Annotated in this window: 11 protein-coding genes; 8 read left to right on the forward strand and 3 right to left on the reverse strand. The window is 58.2% G+C overall.

The window, feature by feature from the left end:
* Positions 1–5: 5 nt before the first annotated feature.
* Positions 6–1,118 (reverse strand): substrate-binding domain-containing protein, encoded by a 1,113-nt coding sequence (locus tag BJL95_RS07630; protein WP_071156784.1) that lies wholly within the window; start codon positions 1,116–1,118, stop codon positions 6–8.
* Between the two features lie 298 nt (positions 1,119–1,416).
* Complete coding sequence (locus tag BJL95_RS07635) at positions 1,417–6,300, reverse strand: PAS domain S-box protein (protein WP_071156786.1); 4,884 nt, start codon at positions 6,298–6,300, stop codon at positions 1,417–1,419.
* Positions 6,301–6,516: 216 nt separating this feature from the next.
* Between BJL95_RS07635 and BJL95_RS07640 the strand changes: the two genes are divergently transcribed.
* The 8 genes from BJL95_RS07640 (at position 6,517) to BJL95_RS07675 (ending at position 15,807) form a co-directional block, all read left to right on the forward strand.
* Positions 6,517–7,104: a TIGR00730 family Rossman fold protein gene (locus BJL95_RS07640; protein WP_071156788.1), complete on the forward strand. Its 588-nt coding sequence runs from the start codon at positions 6,517–6,519 to the stop codon at positions 7,102–7,104.
* A gap of 26 nt (positions 7,105–7,130) precedes the next feature.
* Complete coding sequence (locus BJL95_RS07645) at positions 7,131–7,487, forward strand: hypothetical protein (protein WP_139306167.1); 357 nt, start codon at positions 7,131–7,133, stop codon at positions 7,485–7,487.
* A 118-nt stretch (positions 7,488–7,605) separates the two neighbouring features.
* The gene (locus tag BJL95_RS07650) at positions 7,606–7,977 is read left to right on the forward strand and encodes a hypothetical protein (RefSeq protein ID WP_071156792.1); all 372 of its coding nucleotides are present in this window, start codon (positions 7,606–7,608) and stop codon (positions 7,975–7,977) included.
* Positions 7,977–8,372, forward strand: a complete 396-nt coding sequence (locus BJL95_RS07655; RefSeq protein ID WP_064027668.1) for a glycine zipper family protein — start codon at positions 7,977–7,979, stop codon at positions 8,370–8,372. Before BJL95_RS07650 ends, BJL95_RS07655 begins: the two co-directional genes overlap by 1 nt.
* A gap of 78 nt (positions 8,373–8,450) precedes the next feature.
* Positions 8,451–9,065 (forward strand): septal ring lytic transglycosylase RlpA family protein, encoded by a 615-nt coding sequence (locus BJL95_RS07660; protein WP_254786721.1) that lies wholly within the window; start codon positions 8,451–8,453, stop codon positions 9,063–9,065.
* A gap of 393 nt (positions 9,066–9,458) precedes the next feature.
* Positions 9,459–10,652: an HlyD family secretion protein gene (locus BJL95_RS07665; RefSeq protein WP_071156794.1), complete on the forward strand. Its 1,194-nt coding sequence runs from the start codon at positions 9,459–9,461 to the stop codon at positions 10,650–10,652.
* Positions 10,649–13,678: an ATP-binding cassette domain-containing protein gene (locus BJL95_RS07670; protein ID WP_071156796.1), complete on the forward strand. Its 3,030-nt coding sequence runs from the start codon at positions 10,649–10,651 to the stop codon at positions 13,676–13,678. The genes BJL95_RS07665 and BJL95_RS07670 overlap by 4 nt, the downstream gene beginning before the upstream one ends.
* Positions 13,675–15,807, forward strand: coding sequence for an ABC transporter ATP-binding protein (locus tag BJL95_RS07675; protein ID WP_071156798.1), 2,133 nt, complete (start codon positions 13,675–13,677; stop codon positions 15,805–15,807). Before BJL95_RS07670 ends, BJL95_RS07675 begins: the two co-directional genes overlap by 4 nt.
* A gap of 465 nt (positions 15,808–16,272) precedes the next feature.
* On the opposite strand, the gene BJL95_RS07685 is transcribed toward BJL95_RS07675, so the two are convergent.
* Positions 16,273–17,133, reverse strand: coding sequence for a tetratricopeptide repeat protein (locus BJL95_RS07685; RefSeq protein WP_083385773.1), 861 nt, complete (start codon positions 17,131–17,133; stop codon positions 16,273–16,275).
* Between the last annotated feature and the right edge of the window lie 311 nt (positions 17,134–17,444).

Raw genomic sequence — 17,444 nt, forward strand, 5'->3', positions numbered from 1 at the left:
CGGTTTCAAGGTTTCCAAATGTGCCGGAAAATTTCCCGGTAACCATTGTTCGGATCATACAGCAGGTCGGGCGCGCCTTCCGACGCGATATTCGCGGCCGTGACCAGATGTACCGGAACCACGTAGCCGGTGACCGCTTGGCCGGACAGTAGCCGGTTCAATTCGTCGACGAGCTGCCAGCCTTGCAGATTCAGCGGCTCGGCGGCGGTGGCGGTTTGAAAGGCGCCGGCGCGGATACGCAGAAAGGCGGCGGGGCTGCCGTCGCCGGCCGACAGCAAGGCGATACTGGCACTGGACCGACCGGATTGGGTGAGTTCCGGCACCGCGTAGTCGAAATAAATATCGTTGATCGCCAATAGGTGAGTCAGGCCGGTGCCGTGGCGCGCCAACCATTCGCGGGTGATTTTCGGCATCGTTTCAGCGGCCGTGGAAATCGCGATGTCCCGGATTTCCAGCAACTTGCATTCCGCGCAACGTCGCACAACAATGGCCATTGCTTCGGCCTTGGCTAGGGCAATGTCGAAGTTGCTGTCGGTGACGATCACCACACCGGCGCCGCGCGCGTCCGAAACGGCGGCCGCGGCGGTCACGCGGGCAACTTCCAGCGGGTCGCTGGACACGTTTATCGCGATAGGGCCTTTATCCAGCGCGCCGGCCTTGAGATCGACGTGCCAGCCGACCACCGGGATACCGCGCTCGGCGAATGGCGCCAGTCCGGCGCCGATAGCGCGGGCGTCGGTGCCGACCACGATCACGCCGTCCGGCTGCTGCGCGTTGGCGGCGGTCAAGGCCCGGTCGCGTCCGGCCGGGTTGCCGCCCGCGTCGAATATTTTCGTTTGCCAGCCGATTTCGCCCGCCGCCTCGCGGATGCCCCGGGTGACGCCGAGTACCCCGCCATTGCGCAAGTCTTCGCAGACGATCGCCACCCGCGCCCCGATGCGCGCCGGCGGGCCGTTCCGGGCGCCGCCCCATGCGGTGTCGAACGACGAGGCGTTCGATGCTGATTCCGCTTCAGTCGTTGCAGACTTGTCGTCGGCTATTGACGGCGTGCAGGGCAGGCAGGCGCAGCTCAGCCCCAAAACCCAGGCACCGACCCATCGTAAGCTTGGCGCAAACATTGTTAAATATCCTCCGTCTGGGCGTTGCCCATTTCGGGTTAATACTGAAATCGCCGCCGCCGGCCGGTCGCGGCGGACTAGGGTCGGCGTTGGCTTCAGCGGTCCTGGTGGCGACGGTTTAGCGTTATGGGGTGCCTGTCCGCTTTGCGACAACTTGGACTCGGCTGCAATTGTAGCCTTTGCGCCATCGCGCCGCAGCGGTGATGGCGCGACGCGCCGGTTTGAGCATCGCGGCGATCCGACACATTTATCGGTCACGGGTTGTTTCAATACCGGAAAGTTAGGGAAAGCCACTCGGCTAGCTGTTAGGCGCCCGGATTAAGGCCGTGCAGCGATCCAGCGCGGTCAGTATCGTCGGATATTCGAAATAGTCGGCGCATCGGCTCAGAGTTTGCGCCAAGTCGGGAGCGACTTCGGCGATTTCGCCGATCGCGGCGGCGATACGCGCGGCATCCAGGCTTTCCACGGCCGCGCGCAGATCGAGTCTTAGCGGTGCCGGCAGCGCCGCCAAGCGTTCGAGGTCGGGTTCGTTGTCGATTGGCGTGTTTCGCGGTGGCGCGCCGAGGTAAACGTATTTCACCCCCAATTGCCTGGCTAGGCAGTCGTAAATTTCCTCGAACCGGTAGGGCTTGCGGATGAAGTCGTCCATGCCGGCGTCCAGCATTTCTCGCTGTTGTTCCTTGAAGGCCGAGGCGGTCACGGCCACGATTTTCACTTTATCGCCGCCCGGTAAGCGGCGGATGCGTAGCGTCGCCTCGATACCGTCCATTTCCGGCATGCGTCTATCCATCCAGATCAAATCCGGCTGCCAGGTTTCGAATAGCTCGACGCCTTGCTTGCCGTTTTCGGCTATTTTGACCGGCAAATCCAGGGTGTGCATCAAGCGACTGAGCAAGGACTGGTTTTCCGGTTGGTCTTCGACGATTAGGATGCGGTAGCGCGGCTGCCCTGGCTCTAAGCCGACGATCGGTCCGAGCTTGTCGGCGTGTTGGCTGGGTATGTCGACGGTATCCGACAACTCGACCGGTAATTCGATCCGAAATAGCGAACCTTTGCCGGGTTGGCTGTCGACCTCGATCCGGCCGTGCAGCATTTCGACGAATTGGCGGGTGATCGCCAAGCCGAGGCCCGTGCCGCTCTGCGGCAAGCGGCTGTCGGCGAGCTGGACGAAGGGTTCGAATAGGCGCTGGCGATCTTGCGGCGCGATGCCGGCCCCGGAGTCTTCCACCTCGATGATCAGATGGTGGCGGGCGTTTTCCTTGACCCCTAGCCTCACCGTGACGCCGCCTTGTTCGGTGAATTTGATGGCGTTATTGATCAAGTTGATCAGGATTTGCCGCAAGCGCGATTCGTCGCTCTTGATGTAACGCGGAAATTCCGACGATTGATCCAGCGTCAGGCGCAGACCTTTTTCCTCGGCGCGAACTTGCATCAGTTCGGTCACATCGCGAACCAAGCCGCCTAAATCGAACGGGGCTATTTCGACTTGCAAGTGGCCTGCCTCGATTTTGGCCATTTCCAACACATCGTTGATCAAGTTCAATAAATGCGCGCCGCTGCGGTTGATGATGTCCAGGTTATCCCGTTGATTGTCGGTCAATTGCGCGTCGGTACGCATCAGTCCGGAAAAGCCCAGGATCGCGTTGAGCGGCGTGCGCAGCTCGTGGCTCATATTCGCCAGAAACACGCTTTTGGCTTTATTCGCGGCTTCGGCGGCATCGCGGGCTTCCAACAACTCGGCGGTGCGTTGCAGAACCGTGTCTTCGAGATGGTCTTTATAGCGCCGCAGTTCTTCCTCGTTACGCTTACGCTCGCTAATGTCGGTGACCATTGCCAACGAACCTTGGAATACGCCGTCGTCGTCGAAAATTGGGGCCGCCGACACTTGCGCCCAAATGAACTGGCCCCGCCGCGTCAGGAAACGCCGCTCGTAGTTCTCGGTGATACCGGCGCGCCGGCGGCGAAGTTTTTCTAAGTGATCGTCGGCGTCTTCGGCCGGCATGAAATCGCTCATCGGCCGGCCGTTCAGTTCTTCAGCCCGGTAACCGACCAGTTCCGCCATCCGGCCGTTGACGAAGTTGGTCAGCCCGTCCGGGCCCACCACCCAGATGCCCTCGGTGGCGGTATCGACGATGCGCCGGTATTTGGCTTCGCTTTCGCGCATGGCCTGTTCGGCCAGTTTGCGCTCGTGTATGTCCATCCGCGTGCCGAGCACGCGGGTGACCTTGCCTTGGCTGTCTCGGCGTATTCCGAAACCGCGCACTTGCTGCCAACGGTATTGACCGTCGGCATGACGGAGGCGGGCTTCGTATTGATATTCCAGGAAGCCGTCGATCAGCACGCTTTCGATTTTACCGAGGACTCGGGCGCGATCGTCGGGGTGTAGCCGCGCTATCCATTCCTGGCGATCGCCGGGACCGGTCTCGGGCTGATAACCCAGCATCGTGAAATAGGCGGGCGAAGCGTACCAGAGGTCGTTCTCGATATCCCAATCCCAAATGCCGATTTGAGTCGCTTCCAGCGTCAGCCTCAGGCGCTCTTCGGAATCGTGCAATTTGGATTCGATCTGTTGACGTTCCGACCGGGCCCGCAGCACGCTGATCCCGAACGCCAAATCGTTGGCCAATTCGCCTAATAGACGTATTTCGGCCGAGGTGATACTGCCCACCCGGTCGGCATAAATCAACACGATCCCGAAGACGACATTACCGGTGTCCTTCAGCGGCAACGCGATGCAGGACCGGTAATCGCGACGCAAACACGCTTGCCGCCAAGTCGCCATCAGCGGATCGCCGGCAATGTCCTCTACATACACCACTTGTCCGGAGCGAACGGCTAGACCGCAAGGCCCTTGTCCTCGTTCGTTATCGCCCCAGGACAATTTGGCGTTGCGCAAATAGCCGAGTTCCGCACCGGCCCAAGCCACCGGTTGGACTGTTTGCTCGGCGTCGCGCATCAAAAACCCGACCCAAGCCATTCGGTAACCGGCCTGTTCGCAGACGATCCGGCACACTTCGTCGAGCAGGGTTTGTTCGGTGTCCGCGCGCAGCAAGATTTGATTGCAACTGCCGATTGCTTGCAGCTCCCGATTCAAGCGCCGCAATTCATCTTCGTTACGCTGGCGTTCGCTGATGTCCCGGCAGATCGCCAAGTTGTAGCCTTGGCCGGCGTATTCGACAAAATTGGCGGTAATTTCGACCGGGATGCTTAGGCCGTCCTTGGTCAGGTGGCGGGTTTCGAAACGAATTCGGCGTTCGTTGCGCAATCGCGGCCAAAATTCGGTCAGTCTGGCCGGCGACCAATTCGGATCGATGTCGAATACCGTGACGTGGCCTAGCATCTCTTCGCGGCTGTAACCCAGCACGCTGGTGGCGCTTTGGTTAACGTACAAAAAGTCGGCGGCGTTTTCGGCCATCAAGAACACGGTTTCGCCGACTTGATCCATCGCGTCGTTCAGCAACTGCAGTTGCTGGCGGAGGGTTTTTTGCTCGGAAATATCGGTGCGCAGGTAGAGAAAGTTAGCGACTTTAAACTCGCTGTCGAAGATAGGCGAGGCGATGATTTGCTCCCAGCGCGCTTCGCCGTTTTTGTGACGGTTGACCAGTTCGGCTTGCCAGAGCCGGCCGGCCTTGACCGTTTTTAGGCTGTCGGCGAATTCGGCTTCGGTCATCTCGGAGGCGATCAGTTCGCGGTGACTTTTGCCGTAGATTTCGCCGAATCGATAGCCGGTGATGCGGGTGTAGGCGGCGTTGGTATAGATGGCGGTGCCGTCGCGCTCGGTAATCAGAATACCGACCGGATTTTGATCGGCGGCTTGGGCCAAGCGGTTGATCTCATGTTCGAACAAGCGGCGATCGGTGATGTCGCGGTTAGACACCCGGTGACCGATGTAACGGCCGTCGCGGCTGAACGCTGCTTGGCAGCAATGTGAAATCCAGCGGATTTCTCCGTCCCGGCGCACGATGCGGAAATCCAGCTCAGCCGGCCTGGCATGTCCGGCGTCGTGACGATGCAGATGATAGCTTTCGCGGTCGTCGGCATGCACGACGTCGTGCAATCGAACGGGATCTTCCATGAAGTGTTCCGGCGGGTAACCGGTAATCCGTTTGCAAGAGGGCGACATGTAATTCAACGTACCGTTTTCGTTTAGCCAATATTCCCAGTCGTAGGGATAGTCGGCAACGATATGGAATTTTTCTTCTTCGGCGGCCAGACGTTCGATGATGCGTTGCTGTTGGCGCCAAGCCCGGACGATTAACCAGGCGCCAATCCAGGATATTGCGATGAACAAACACACCAAGCCGGCGATTTGCCAGACTTCGTTATACCACTCCGCCAAATAATCGATTTCGGCGAGACCGACGCTGACGTAGAGCGGGTAGAAATTGACCCGTCGAAACGACACGATCCGGGCCATCCCGTCGAAACTGAGCGGGCTGTGAAAAGTGCCTTGCCTGGAATCCTTGGCAAGTTGGTGTTTGAATTCCTCGGAAATATCTTGTCGACCAATCGTGCTAGCAATGTCGCCGGAAAACGGCAGGCGCGCGATCAAGCGTAGGTCGGCGTCGCGCAAATTGATCGCGCCGCGCCGACCGACATCGACCCGACTGAGCATTTTGTTGAAATTGTCCAGCGAAATATTGGCGAAGACCACGCCGGCAAAATCGCCGTTCGGCATCCGCAAGCGGCGCGCAAAATTGATCACCCAGGTCCGGTTGATCCGCGACATGACCGGTTGATTGATAAACAGACCCAACTCGGGGCGATCGCGCAGCTCGGTAAAATATCGGCGATCGGCCATGCTCGGTGGCGATTCCTTGGGAATGTCGGTACCGAACGCTACCGTGCCGCGCGCGTCGGTGGCCCGCAGTCCGATAACCCATGGCAGCTTGGTCTGCAGCCACGCCATATGCGCCGATAAACCCGCCGAATCTGGATGGCCGGTGGCAAGCTGCTGTTCTATCCGTTCGGCCGCCAGTTGCAAACCCAAATCGACTTGGTCGATCGTGCTTTCGATCGTTTGGGCAATAACGCTGGCCAGGTTTTCGGTGGCCACTTCGGCGCGCTGCCGATAGGCGGTATAGCTGTGGCGCAAGGCTATAGCGGTTACCGAAACGGCGAGGATATCGATCAGGACAATGCCCCAGATCAAACGAAAAAATAAGCCGCGGGTTACGTTCATTATTATTAGGTTAGTGTTGCCCCGGTCCACGCCAGCCGGGGCCACTCGCGGGCGGATTCGCGTCGAGTCGCCGAGGCCTTTGCCTTGGATCGGTTTTACCACAAATAACGGCGCGGCGTGTATCGTTCGATGCCATTTAGCCGGCGCTCTGGCGCCGGCGAGCGATCGACTTTGCACTACACTTTCAAGCACCGTTGCCGATCACTTGGGGTCACGATGTCCTTTCGCAGTCTTTGTGTCTATTGCGGTTCCAGTCCGGGCCGCTTACCGGCCTATATCGCCTCGGCCAACGCGCTGGCCGAGGCGATGGTACGGCGGGGCATTCGCTTGATTTACGGTGGCGCCGGCATCGGCATCATGGGAGCGGTGGCGGATCGGGTCCTGGCGCTGGGCGGCGAAGCGGTCGGCGTGATTCCCAAGGCACTGGCTCATAAGGAAGTCGCGCACGCCGGCTTGACTGAACTTTACGTGACCGCGTCGATGCATGAACGCAAGATGCGGATGGCGGAATTGGCCGACGGCTTCGTCGCTTTGCCGGGCGGTATCGGTACCTTGGAAGAATTGTTCGAAATCTGGACCTGGGCGCAATTGGGTTTTCACCGCAAACCTTGCGGTTTATTGAACGTCGCCGGTTATTACGACGGTCTGCTCGGGTTTCTGGATCATGTTCGCGCCGAACAATTCGTCAAGCCCGAGCAACGCGAGTTGTTGATGGTCGCCGGCGATCCCGAAACGTTGTTAAAGCGCTATGCCGCGTATCAAGCCCCACCGACCAAGCAGTGGCTGGCGAATGACGAGACCTGACGCGCTTATTGCCGGTGGGAGGACGTATGCGGATAAATAGGTTTTTAACGCCGGTCTTGAGCCTGATCGCCGTCGCGGCATCCGCCGCGCCGCCGGTTAAATGTCTGGTTGACGGTAAAATGTTGTATACCGACGACGCGGCGCGTTGCCAGAATGCCGACAAACTGCCGATAGCCGGGAACGTGATTATCGCGCCGAAAGCCAAGGCGGCTGCTCCGACATTACCGGGCTTGCCCGGTTTGGAGACACCCGGTATGTTGGATTCGATATTGGAAAGGTTTGGTTTGACCCGGCAAGATGTTGCCGATGGCTGGAAAACCGTCATGGATGCCCGCGAGCGCGGAAGCTGGCAAGCACCGGCCATTCCCGAGGAGGATCGTTAGTCCCGAGCGGAGCTCGGTTTCGCCGTCTTAATCGTTTCATAATCCCGCCTTAATTTTGCTTTAAGCCCCCGTCTTTAGAATTTTCCGCAACTGAATAATTATCCAAAGAGGGAGTGCAATGTTCAGATTAACAAGCTTAGCAATATTGGGTATCGCGTTTTCGTCGACCGTCAGCGCCGACGACGGTTGGGGTGAGCATCACCACCGCCATCACCACCATCATTATCAGCGCGACTATTTTCCGGCGTATCCGGCGGAACGAGTATATGTGCCGGCGCCTGTCGTGCAATATGTACCGGCGCCTCCGGTTTATTACGCTCCGCCACCTCCACCGGTGCGCTACGGGTATTACGATCAACGCAACCCATCCGGCTTGGTCGGCGGCATGGTCGGCAGTGCGTTGGGATACGGAATGGGCGGCGGCGATCCGCTGGCCGCCGGGATTGGCGCGGCGGCGGGTTCCTGGCTGGGCAATGGGATGAACAGATGATGACATTACGTTCGTTTTCGTGCTTGATCATCGTCGCGCTCGGCGCGTCCGGCTGCGCTACCCAAACCGGATGGACCCCGACCGTCGATACCTATAACGACCGGAACAGCTATCGTCTGAATCAAGACATGCAGGAATGCCGGCAACTTGCCGAACAAGCCTCTGGCGGTACCGCCAAGGAAGCCGCGATCGGCGCCGGCGTCGGTGGATTAATCGGTGCCGCGGGCGGCGCGGCCTTGGGTGCGATTATCGGAAATCCGGGTACCGGAGCGGCGATAGGCGCGGCGGCGGGCGGTATCGGCGGCGGCGCCAAGCAAGGCATCCAATCCGAAGACCGCTTCAAAAATGCTTACAACAGTTGTTTGCGGCAGCGCGGACATACCGTCGTCAACTAAACAGATTGCCCGCTTGTGCGTTTTGTCTGGTTGGTAGGTCTTGAGCTTCCTCGAATCGCCGCCATAGCCCGAAATAGCATGTTCAAACATCGGGTAGCCGTCGTCGAAGCCCACGGCGACCGTTCGCGCCTGGAATCCGGCGCCGACACCGGTTTAAGGATTGGCCGCGCGGGATTTCACCGCGCGAATCTCGCTAGGTCTATAACCAAGCGGCTAACTCGGCCCGGCCTGATGTTGCGACGCTGCGTATTAGCCTTAACGGTACTGGCGTTCGCCGGTTGTTCGCTATTGCCCGATTTGGAAGAAAGCGATGATAGCGCGAACAGGCCGGCCGGTAGTGGTGCCCGCTACAACCGGCCCTATCGGGTTAAGGGTAAAACCTATGTACCGTTGCAAAGCGCGGTGGGTTATAAGGAACAGGGCAGGGCGTCCTGGTACGGCGCCGAATCCGGCCCGCGGACCGCGAGCGGGATACGCTTCGATCCGCGCGGCTTGACGGCCGCGCACAAGACCTTGCCGATACCCTGCAAGGTTAGAGTTACCAATCTGCGTAACGGTCGCCAGGTTGACGTGGTGATCACCGATCGGGGGCCGTTTGCGGAAGATCGTTTGATCGATTTGTCCAAGGCGGCCGCCGAGCGAATCGGCATGCGCGGTACCGCTGAGGTCACTATCGAGTATTTGGGCGGATAGGCTCGGCGTTGGTGTATCGTTTTGGGCCCGCGCGCCGGCGGAAATAACCACGCCGCCAAGTTCCAGTACAAGACGGGCCAGCGCGCTACCGCATGCTACGCAAAATCGTCGAGAGAGAAACGCTAGTCTTCCGAGACTTTGAAACGCTTCGATAGCGACTCACTAGTAATAAACGCCAACTCGGCATTCCTAGTGTCCGCTCAGTCGCTCCGTAAGCTCGCGGCAGCGGCGGACCTTTAATAACCGGGGGAATGGCGCCGGCGGTCGCGGCCGGCACAGAACCTTACCGACACCACAAGCAAATCCTACCCCGCTGTGAATTAGTTCATTGCGTCGGGCCGGCAAAACGTTCGAAATCTCCGGGCATTCAACGACTGTTACAGGAGAATTCGTTTGCCTACCCGTTTCTCTCGCACCACCCGTTCCCTGGCGCGCGATTCCGCGCGGCATGCCATTCTCGTCTGGTCGCTGGCAGGCGTTTTGCTGGTGGCTTGGCTGTTTTGGTTTTGCATGGCGCGGTTGACAATTTACGAGATCAGCTCGCAAGCCCGTCTCGAGGTCAATCGCTCGGTACATCCGATCGCTGCACCGGTCGCCGGCAAAATCGTCTCGATCGACTTTTCGTTAGGTCAGCAAGTCGAGGCCGGTCAGGTGTTGGCAACATTGGACACGGTCAGTGAAACCTTGCGTTTGCAAGAAGAACAGGCGAGATTGACGGCCTTGCCGCCGCAAATAGAGGCGTTGCATAAGCAAATCGCTGCATTGGAGCAGTCCAGGCTGGACGACCAGCAAGCGGCGTTGGCGGCTATCGACAGCGCTCGCTCCCGGCAGCGCGAGGCCAACGCGGCGGTGTCGTTCGCCAAGGATTACGAGCGGCGCTTGAGCGAGTTGAAGGGAGCCGGCAAGGGCGCTTTGATCGATACACTCCGAGCCGGCACCGAAGTGCAAAAACTCAGTTCCGCCCGCTCCGCGCTGTCCGCCGACATTCAACGCCTGCAAATGGACGCGCAAACCCATTCCCACCAAAAACTGGCCGAGATCGAAGAGTTAAAACAGGATGCCGCCAAATTGAGCGGCGAACAGGCAACCTGCCGCATCACGATAGACCGCTTACGCGAAGAGATCGAAAAACATCGGATCCGCGCGCCGGCCGCCGGGCAAATCGGCGATATCGCGCCGTTGCAAGTTGGCGCTTATTTGGCGATCGGCGACAAGCTGGGTTCGGTGGTGCCGCACAGCGAACTGCGTATCGTCGCCGATTTTCCGCCGGCGGCGGTAATCGGACGGATACGGCCCGGCCAAGCCGCCACGATGCGGCTGGACGGATTTCCGTGGGCGCAATTCGGTACGCTGGCGGCGAAAGTGAGCACCGTTGCTTCGGAGATTCGCGACAACCGAGTGCGGGTCGAATTCGCGCCCGAGCAGGCGGCGAACTCGGCCATCGTGTTGCAACACGGTCTGCCGGGCTCCATCGAAGTCGTCATCGAACAACTCAGCCCGGCGCTACTGGTATTGCGCAAGGCCGGACAATTGTTTGACGACGGCATTCGCCAACCGCGTTCGTCCGCTGGTGCGCCCGAGTCATGAGTTGGTTCGGCGAGCGGTGTTGGCTGGTGCCGGAGGTGGTGCAAACCTCGGCGATGGATTGCGGGCCGGCGGCGCTGAAATCTCTGCTCGAAGGGTTTCGAATTCCGGTCAGTTACGGGCGCTTGCGGGAAGCCTGCCAAACTAATGTGGACGGCACTTCGATCGACATGTTGGAACTGGTCGCCAATCGCTTGGGCCTGCAAGCAGAGCAAGTGATGGTGCCGGTCGATCATGTGTTTTTGTCCGAGGCCGCCGTCTTGCCGGCGATGGTCGTGGCGCACCGGGCAGACGGATCGACGCACTTTGTCGTCGTTTGGCGCCGGCACGGCGATTGGCTGCAAGTGATGGACCCGGCGGTGGGCCGGCGCTGGCTGCGTTGCAAGTCATTCGCCGAGGAGATATTGCAGCATAAACTGCCGGTTTCGGCGGACAATTGGCGGGCTTGGGCCGCCTCCGCGGAGTTTGTGAATCCACTCAGACAGCGCCTGGCCGCGCTTAGGGCCGGAAGGGCAGTGGTCGATGCGATCATAGACCAGGCGGAACAAGACCCCGATTGGTTAGGTTTCGCCAAATTGGACGCCGGTTTGCGGTTGGTGTCCACACTGCAATCCGTCGGCGGTATCGGTGCCGGCGCGGTGGCGGTTCGCTTGCTGAGGACCGTGCTCGGCGCGGTTTCCAGCCAGGATTTAAACCGTACCGTTCCGGCGGCGTATTGGTCGGTGGCGCCGTACGATGCGGGGACCGACGAAGCCCTATTGCTGCTGCACGGCGCGGTGTTGTTGCAAATCCGAGGTCGGCAACCCGCGTTGGAAGCCGATCCGCCGGTGCAAGATGCGCTGGAAGCCGAGTTGACAACCGCGCTGAACCAGCGCCCCGTGAATCCGGAACGAACTGTTTTCGACTTGTTGAAAGCCGACGGCTTGTTGTCGCCGCTAGCCTTGCTGGGGGCCTTGAGCGTGGCGGTGGCCGCGGTACTGCTGGAGACCTTGTTGTTCCGGGGCGTGTTCGATATTGCCTGGGAACTGAAAGCCGCCGAACAACGTCTGGGGGCGCTATTGAGCTTGTTGGCCTTTGTCACGTTGCTGTTGTCGATCGAAGTGCCGATTGCGATGGAAACACTACGTTACGGCCGGCATCTGGAAATTCAACTGCGTATGGCATTGCTGCGTAAACTGCCGCGTTTACCCGATCGTTATTTTCAAAGTCGGCCGGTGTCCGACATGGCCGAACGCAGCCACGCCATTGCGCTAACCCGGCAGATTCCGGGCTTGGCGATTCAATTCATGCAAACCCTGTGCGACTTATGCTTGACGTTGATCGGCATTCTATTGCTGGATCGCGCCGGATTCGCTTGGGTGGCGCTCGCCGCGGGGCTGGCGGTGGCAGTGCCTTTAATTGGTCAAGCCTGGTTGAACGAGCGCGATTTACGGGTGCGCAATCACACCGGCGCAATGATCGGCTTTTATCTCGACGCCTTGCTGGGCTTGGTGCCTATACGCACTCACCGAGCCGAACCGGCGGTGCGCCGCGAACATGAAGGACTGTTGGTGGATTGGGCGCTCGCCAGTCGCGGTTTAATTCGTTCGGCGTTGACGATAGAAGCGGTGCAGGGAGCGGCCAGTTTGAGCGCGATCGGCGTGATGCTGTGCCAACATTTTATTCGGACCGGCAGCGTCACCGGTTCTGACTTGTTGTTGGTATATTGGGCTTTGAAATTGCCGGCGCTGGGTCAAAAATTGACGACGCTGGCGCATCAATATCCGGCCCAGCGCAATAGTCTGTTGCGTTTGCTGGAACCGTTAGCCACGCCGGAAGAAGCGGATGATACGGAAGTGTCTCCGTCGTTCGATACCCTCGACGCCGTGGTCGGCTCGCGGCCGCAGTCGGCGAGTGAGGTTATTGGCGGCAGCGGCAGCGACAGCGGCGGGGGCAGCCCCTTCGGCTCCGCTCAGGGCACGCGCTTCGACTCGGTCCTGGGTTGGCCCTTCGGCTTGGCGGACGGCGCGCTTTCGGGTAACGAATCGGGCATTTCGCTTGATGGACACTTCATTTACGGTGTCGGCCGGCCGGGCAAACGCCGATTTGGCAAGGCGCGGAGGAGTGCGGACGCATCCCGGCCTTCCTTCGCCAGACTTGGGGGCGAGCAGCCCGGAATCAACAAGCGGAGCCCCGACAAAATTCGGACGCATCGGCTAGGCGGCTTTACGCGGCCGCCCGCCATCCGCATCAACGAAGGCCACGTGGTCGCGGCCGGTCACGATATCTTGCTGAACGTCGATTTAAGCATCGCTCCCGGCGAGCATATCGCGATAGTCGGTCCTTCCGGCGCCGGTAAGTCCAGTTTGGTCGGTTTGTTGTTGGGCTGGCACCGATTGGCGGCCGGCAGGTTGTTGGTCGACGGCAAGCCGTTGAGCGGCAAGTATCTTGCCGCGTTGCGCCGGCAAACCGCCTGGCTGGACCCGGCCGTGCAGCTTTGGAACCGTTCGTTTTTGGAAAACCTGACTTTCGGTGTCCAGCATGGCGGATTCGGCCGGATAGGCGAGGCCATCGACGCGGCGACCTTGCGCCCGGTGTTGCAAAACTTGCCGGCCGGCTTGCAGGCTCACTTGGGCGAAAGCGGCGCCTTGTTGTCCGGCGGCGAAGGCCAGCGCGTGCGGCTAGCCAGAGCGTTGATGCAAACCCAGGTGCGGCTGGCCTTGCTGGACGAGCCGTTTCGCGGCATGGACCGCGCTCAGCGTCGTCAACTACTGCTTGAAGCCAGACAATGGTGGCGTGACGCTACGTTGTTATGCGTAACGCACGATGTCGAGGAAACCCTGAGTTTCGAGCGGGTGTTGGTCGTCGAAAACGGTGCCATCGTCGAGGACGCCGCGCCAAGGGTCCTGGCCGGCCGAGACAGCCGGTATCGCGAGATGTTGAACAGCGAACGCCGTCTGCGCGATCGGCTTTGGCAAGGCAAGCATTGGCGGCGTTTGGCGATAGCTAACCGGCGCTTGTTGAGCGATCGGGCCGGGAGCTCGGCGTGAGTTCGTCAATTGCCGCGCTGAGTTGGCCGCTCGCCCGATTGGGGGAGGGTATCGAACAACTCGCGCGCGGTGCCAACTTACTGGCCACCGGCCCTCGGAATCAGCTCACCGCTACTTCACCTCCGCAGCACCGGGCCGAGCTCGGAACTTGGATCGAGTGGGCCGGCGAACGCTTGGGTTTGGAAGCCGAACCGATCGAGAGTTTCGTTCCCCAGGTCGCTGAGTGGTTGCGCGACATCGGGCCGGCTATCTTACAAATCGATATTGCCGGTGAAGCGCGCTGCCTGTTTTTATTGCGGTCGCGCTTTGGCGGTCTGCAAGTGTTGGGGCCGGATTTACAATGGTCGACGTGCTCGGTTGCCGGTTTGCGCAATGCGTTGTGTGCGGATTTCGAAGCGCCGTTGCAAGCGGAAATCGAAGGCTTGCTGGCCTTAGCCGACGTGCCGGAACGACGGCGGAAGGCTGTAAAGGCATTGCTACTGGACCAGCGCCTGGCAACCCAAAAGATTGAAAACTGCTGGTTGTTGCGTCAGCCGGCGACGGCCAATCTGCGCCGCCAATTGGCCGAATCGGGTTTGCCGAGACGGGCATTGGGCTTGCTGGTCGCGCTAGCGGTGGTCTATGCGCTGGAAATTGCCGGCTGGCGTTTGATTGGCGCAGCGGCGTTGAACGGTCGGCTGGATTTCGGTTGGCTGTCGGCTTGGGGTTTGGCGGTGTTCTCGCTAATTCCGCTGCATTGGATCAGCGGCTGGCTCGACGCCGGCTTTGCATTGGACGTTGGAATTTTGCTGAAGAAGCGCATGCTGGCCGGTGCGTTGCGTTTGGATCTGGAAGCGGTCAAACAGCAGGGTAGCGGACAATTGCTGGGAAGGGTCATGGAATCGCAGGCCTTGGAGTCCTTGTCGCTGAACGGCGGCTTTTCGACGTTGATCGGCCTGGTCGAGTGGCTGTTCGCCGCATGGATCTTGAGCGCCGGCGTCGCAGGCTTCGGCCACTTGTTGATGCTGGCCGGCTGGACGGTTTTGGCCTTGTGGCTGACCGGACGCTATCTGCGCCGGCTGAAACACACCACCTTTCAGCGGATGACCATGACCGAGCAGTTGGTCGAGCGCATGGTCGGTCATCGTACCTGTCTGGCCCAGGAATCACCCGAACGCCGCGATGCCGACGATGACAGCCTGCTCAACGACTATTTGCTTAGCGCCAGCGAAACCGACGCCGCGCTAATACCGCTGATCGGCTCGCTGGCAAGGGGCTGGCTGGTGCTGGCCTTGCTGAGTCTGTCGCCGGCTTTCGTCAGCGGCGATACCGCATCGATCGGTTTGGCGATCAGTTTGGGCGGCATTTTATTGGCCGGCCGGGCTTTCTCGAACGTCGCAACCGGCTTGGCGGTGCTTGCCAGGGCCTTTATTGCCTGGCAACAGGTGGCGGTTTTGTTTCATGCTGCCTATCGAGAGCCGCCCAGCCAGCCGTTTTTATCGGCCGCCGATTTGCGCGGCGCAGTCGGTGCCTCCGGCTCTGGCAAACTGGTGGATGCCAGCGATTTGAGCTATCGGTATAGATCAGGCGGCGAGCCGGTCTTACGCGGTGTCGATCTGACGATTCGGCGCGGCGAACGCTGCTTGCTCGAAGGTCCTTCCGGCGGTGGAAAATCGACCTTGGCGGCCTTGCTGGTCGGATTACGCCAACCGGAGTCCGGATTGTTGCTACTGAACGGCTTGGACCGATATACCTTGGGTGATAACTGGCACAAGCTGGCCGGCGAGGCGCCGCAATTTCACGAGAACCACATCCTGACCGGCACGTTGGCTTTCAACCTACTGATGGGCCGTCATTGGCCGGCCGACAAGCCGGATCTTCTGGAGGCCGAGGAATTGTGTGTCGCGTTGGGGCTGGCGCCCTTGTTGCAACGCATGCCGTCCGGTATTCATCAGCGGGTCGGCGAAACCGGTTGGCAACTTTCCCACGGCGAACGGAGCCGGATTTTCCTGGCGCGCGCGTTGCTGCGGAACACCGCGTTGACGGTATTGGACGAGAGTTTCGCGGCGCTCGATCCGGAGACGATGGAACAATGCTTGAGTTGCGCGCTCGCCAGAGCCGATACCTTGCTGGTCATCGCTCATCCTTGAGCGCGGCGAGCGCGTGTTTATCACTGGCAACGCCAACCCACCTCTTGAAAAACCGCCATCGGTTCCGACGCAAACCAAGCCATCGATTCCGATAAGATCGCGCCAATGTTTGGCGACCGTTCGTGGAAGTGGTGAAATGCCGGAATCGACCCAAAGCGGAAATTGATGCATTTAATCTTGAATGCCGGTTTGAAATTTAAAGCGGCCATTCAAATAATGAAAATTGTAGGGTGGATAAGCGGAGCGTCATCCACCATGAAATAGAAGAATTTTAAATAGGTGGATGGCGCTTTGCTTATCCACCCTACGGTCCTACAATATCAGGATCGGGTGTATCAGCGATAGGTTGGTTTTTTTGCTAAGAGGTTTGACAACCTGACAAAACAATATTCATTAACACTATGATTGAAATGAGTGCCTTGAATTGAGTCATGGGTATTTTCCGGGTGATGAGTAAAGAAAAGATCAATATTTAACAGGATTGCCATCATGTTTGACGGCTGTATCCTTATCATCAAAACCAGCTTCCGATTGTGAATTCAAACTACTTTTATCAATATGAAGAACGGGTCTTTTTTCTGCAGTTAAAACCAAACCTGGAGTATTAGGAGCCGGGAATGGCGTTCGCGAATAATTTAACCCTTGTTTTTCAGCTAATTGAAACCATTTTTCAGCTTCTAAAGGATTTTTAGTTACTCCAAGTCCTTCGTTATACATATAGCCTAGTGCATGTTGAGATGATGCATCCCCTTGCTCAGCAGCCAATTGATACCAATTGGCTGCTTCTTTGTAATCTTTTTTAATACCTTCTCCGTTGAAAAAAAGATTTCCAAGGTCATTTTGTGCCTCTTTAAACCCTTGAGTTGCCGCCAAACGAAACCATTTTTCGGCTTCTTCCTCTCTTTGAGCCTCTAATAATAAACGACCTATGTTGTATTGCGCCGCCTGGTGATTTTGGTTAGCTGCTGCTAGAAATAATTCTACGGCCTCTTTGTAATCTTGGCTGACTCCTTTGCCTTTTAAATACAAATAGCCAAGATTATACTGTGCGTCAGCATAACCTTGATCGACTGCTAAACGATACCATTTTATCGCTTCTTTAAAATCCTGATCAACACCTAATCCTTTGCTATACATAGTACCTAATTTACTCTGAGCTCGTTTTTCACCTTTTTCCGCTAATGGTCGCCATAATCGAAGTGCTGTATCAAAATCATTGCGGGATAACGCCTCAGCAGCTTTATCAAAATCATCAGCTACAGCTATGTTGATTGTAAGAAACATAAAAAGCATTGCAAATGCTATCTTACATAAATTATTGCACATTTAGTTTTCTCAAAGTTAATATAAGGCACTATAGCTCAATGTAATCGGTCAACTTCAATTCCCGCTAACGTTCCAAATAGGTAGAATCTGCGCGGACTATATCAGGAATATGTGACATTTGTATTTAGTGCAAGAAATTTTTAAGTGTTTTTTTAAATTTGCGGCAATAGTATTTTGGAAACGACGATTTATATTGCGCAACCCTGTTCTTGCGTTGGAATGACCGCTTTGGCGGAATTTCTTTAGATTTGCTGAGGGCAAATCAAATGTGACGACGGTCCGTTGATGGCCGATCTCCGGCGTTCAAAATA

It is taken from the genome of Methylomonas sp. LWB (genome assembly GCF_001856095.1).
Taxonomy (GTDB): domain Bacteria; phylum Pseudomonadota; class Gammaproteobacteria; order Methylococcales; family Methylomonadaceae; genus Methylomonas; species Methylomonas koyamae_A.

Bases quoted from the DNA above. Each gene is read 5' to 3' on its own strand.
- BJL95_RS07630 (WP_071156784.1), bottom strand. From the start codon at position 1,118: ATGTTTGCGCCAAGCTTACGATGGGTCGGTGCCTGGGTTTTGGGGCTG.
- BJL95_RS07635 (WP_071156786.1), bottom strand. From the start codon at position 6,300: ATGAACGTAACCCGCGGCTTATTTTTTCGTTTGATCTGGGGCATTGTC.
- BJL95_RS07640 (WP_071156788.1), top strand. From the start codon at position 6,517: ATGTCCTTTCGCAGTCTTTGTGTCTATTGCGGTTCCAGTCCGGGCCGC.
- BJL95_RS07645 (WP_139306167.1), top strand. From the start codon at position 7,131: ATGCGGATAAATAGGTTTTTAACGCCGGTCTTGAGCCTGATCGCCGTC.
- BJL95_RS07650 (WP_071156792.1), top strand. From the start codon at position 7,606: ATGTTCAGATTAACAAGCTTAGCAATATTGGGTATCGCGTTTTCGTCG.
- BJL95_RS07655 (WP_064027668.1), top strand. From the start codon at position 7,977: ATGACATTACGTTCGTTTTCGTGCTTGATCATCGTCGCGCTCGGCGCG.
- BJL95_RS07660 (WP_254786721.1), top strand. From the start codon at position 8,451: ATGTTCAAACATCGGGTAGCCGTCGTCGAAGCCCACGGCGACCGTTCG.
- BJL95_RS07670 (WP_071156796.1), top strand. From the start codon at position 10,649: ATGAGTTGGTTCGGCGAGCGGTGTTGGCTGGTGCCGGAGGTGGTGCAA.
- BJL95_RS07685 (WP_083385773.1), bottom strand. From the start codon at position 17,133: ATGTGCAATAATTTATGTAAGATAGCATTTGCAATGCTTTTTATGTTT.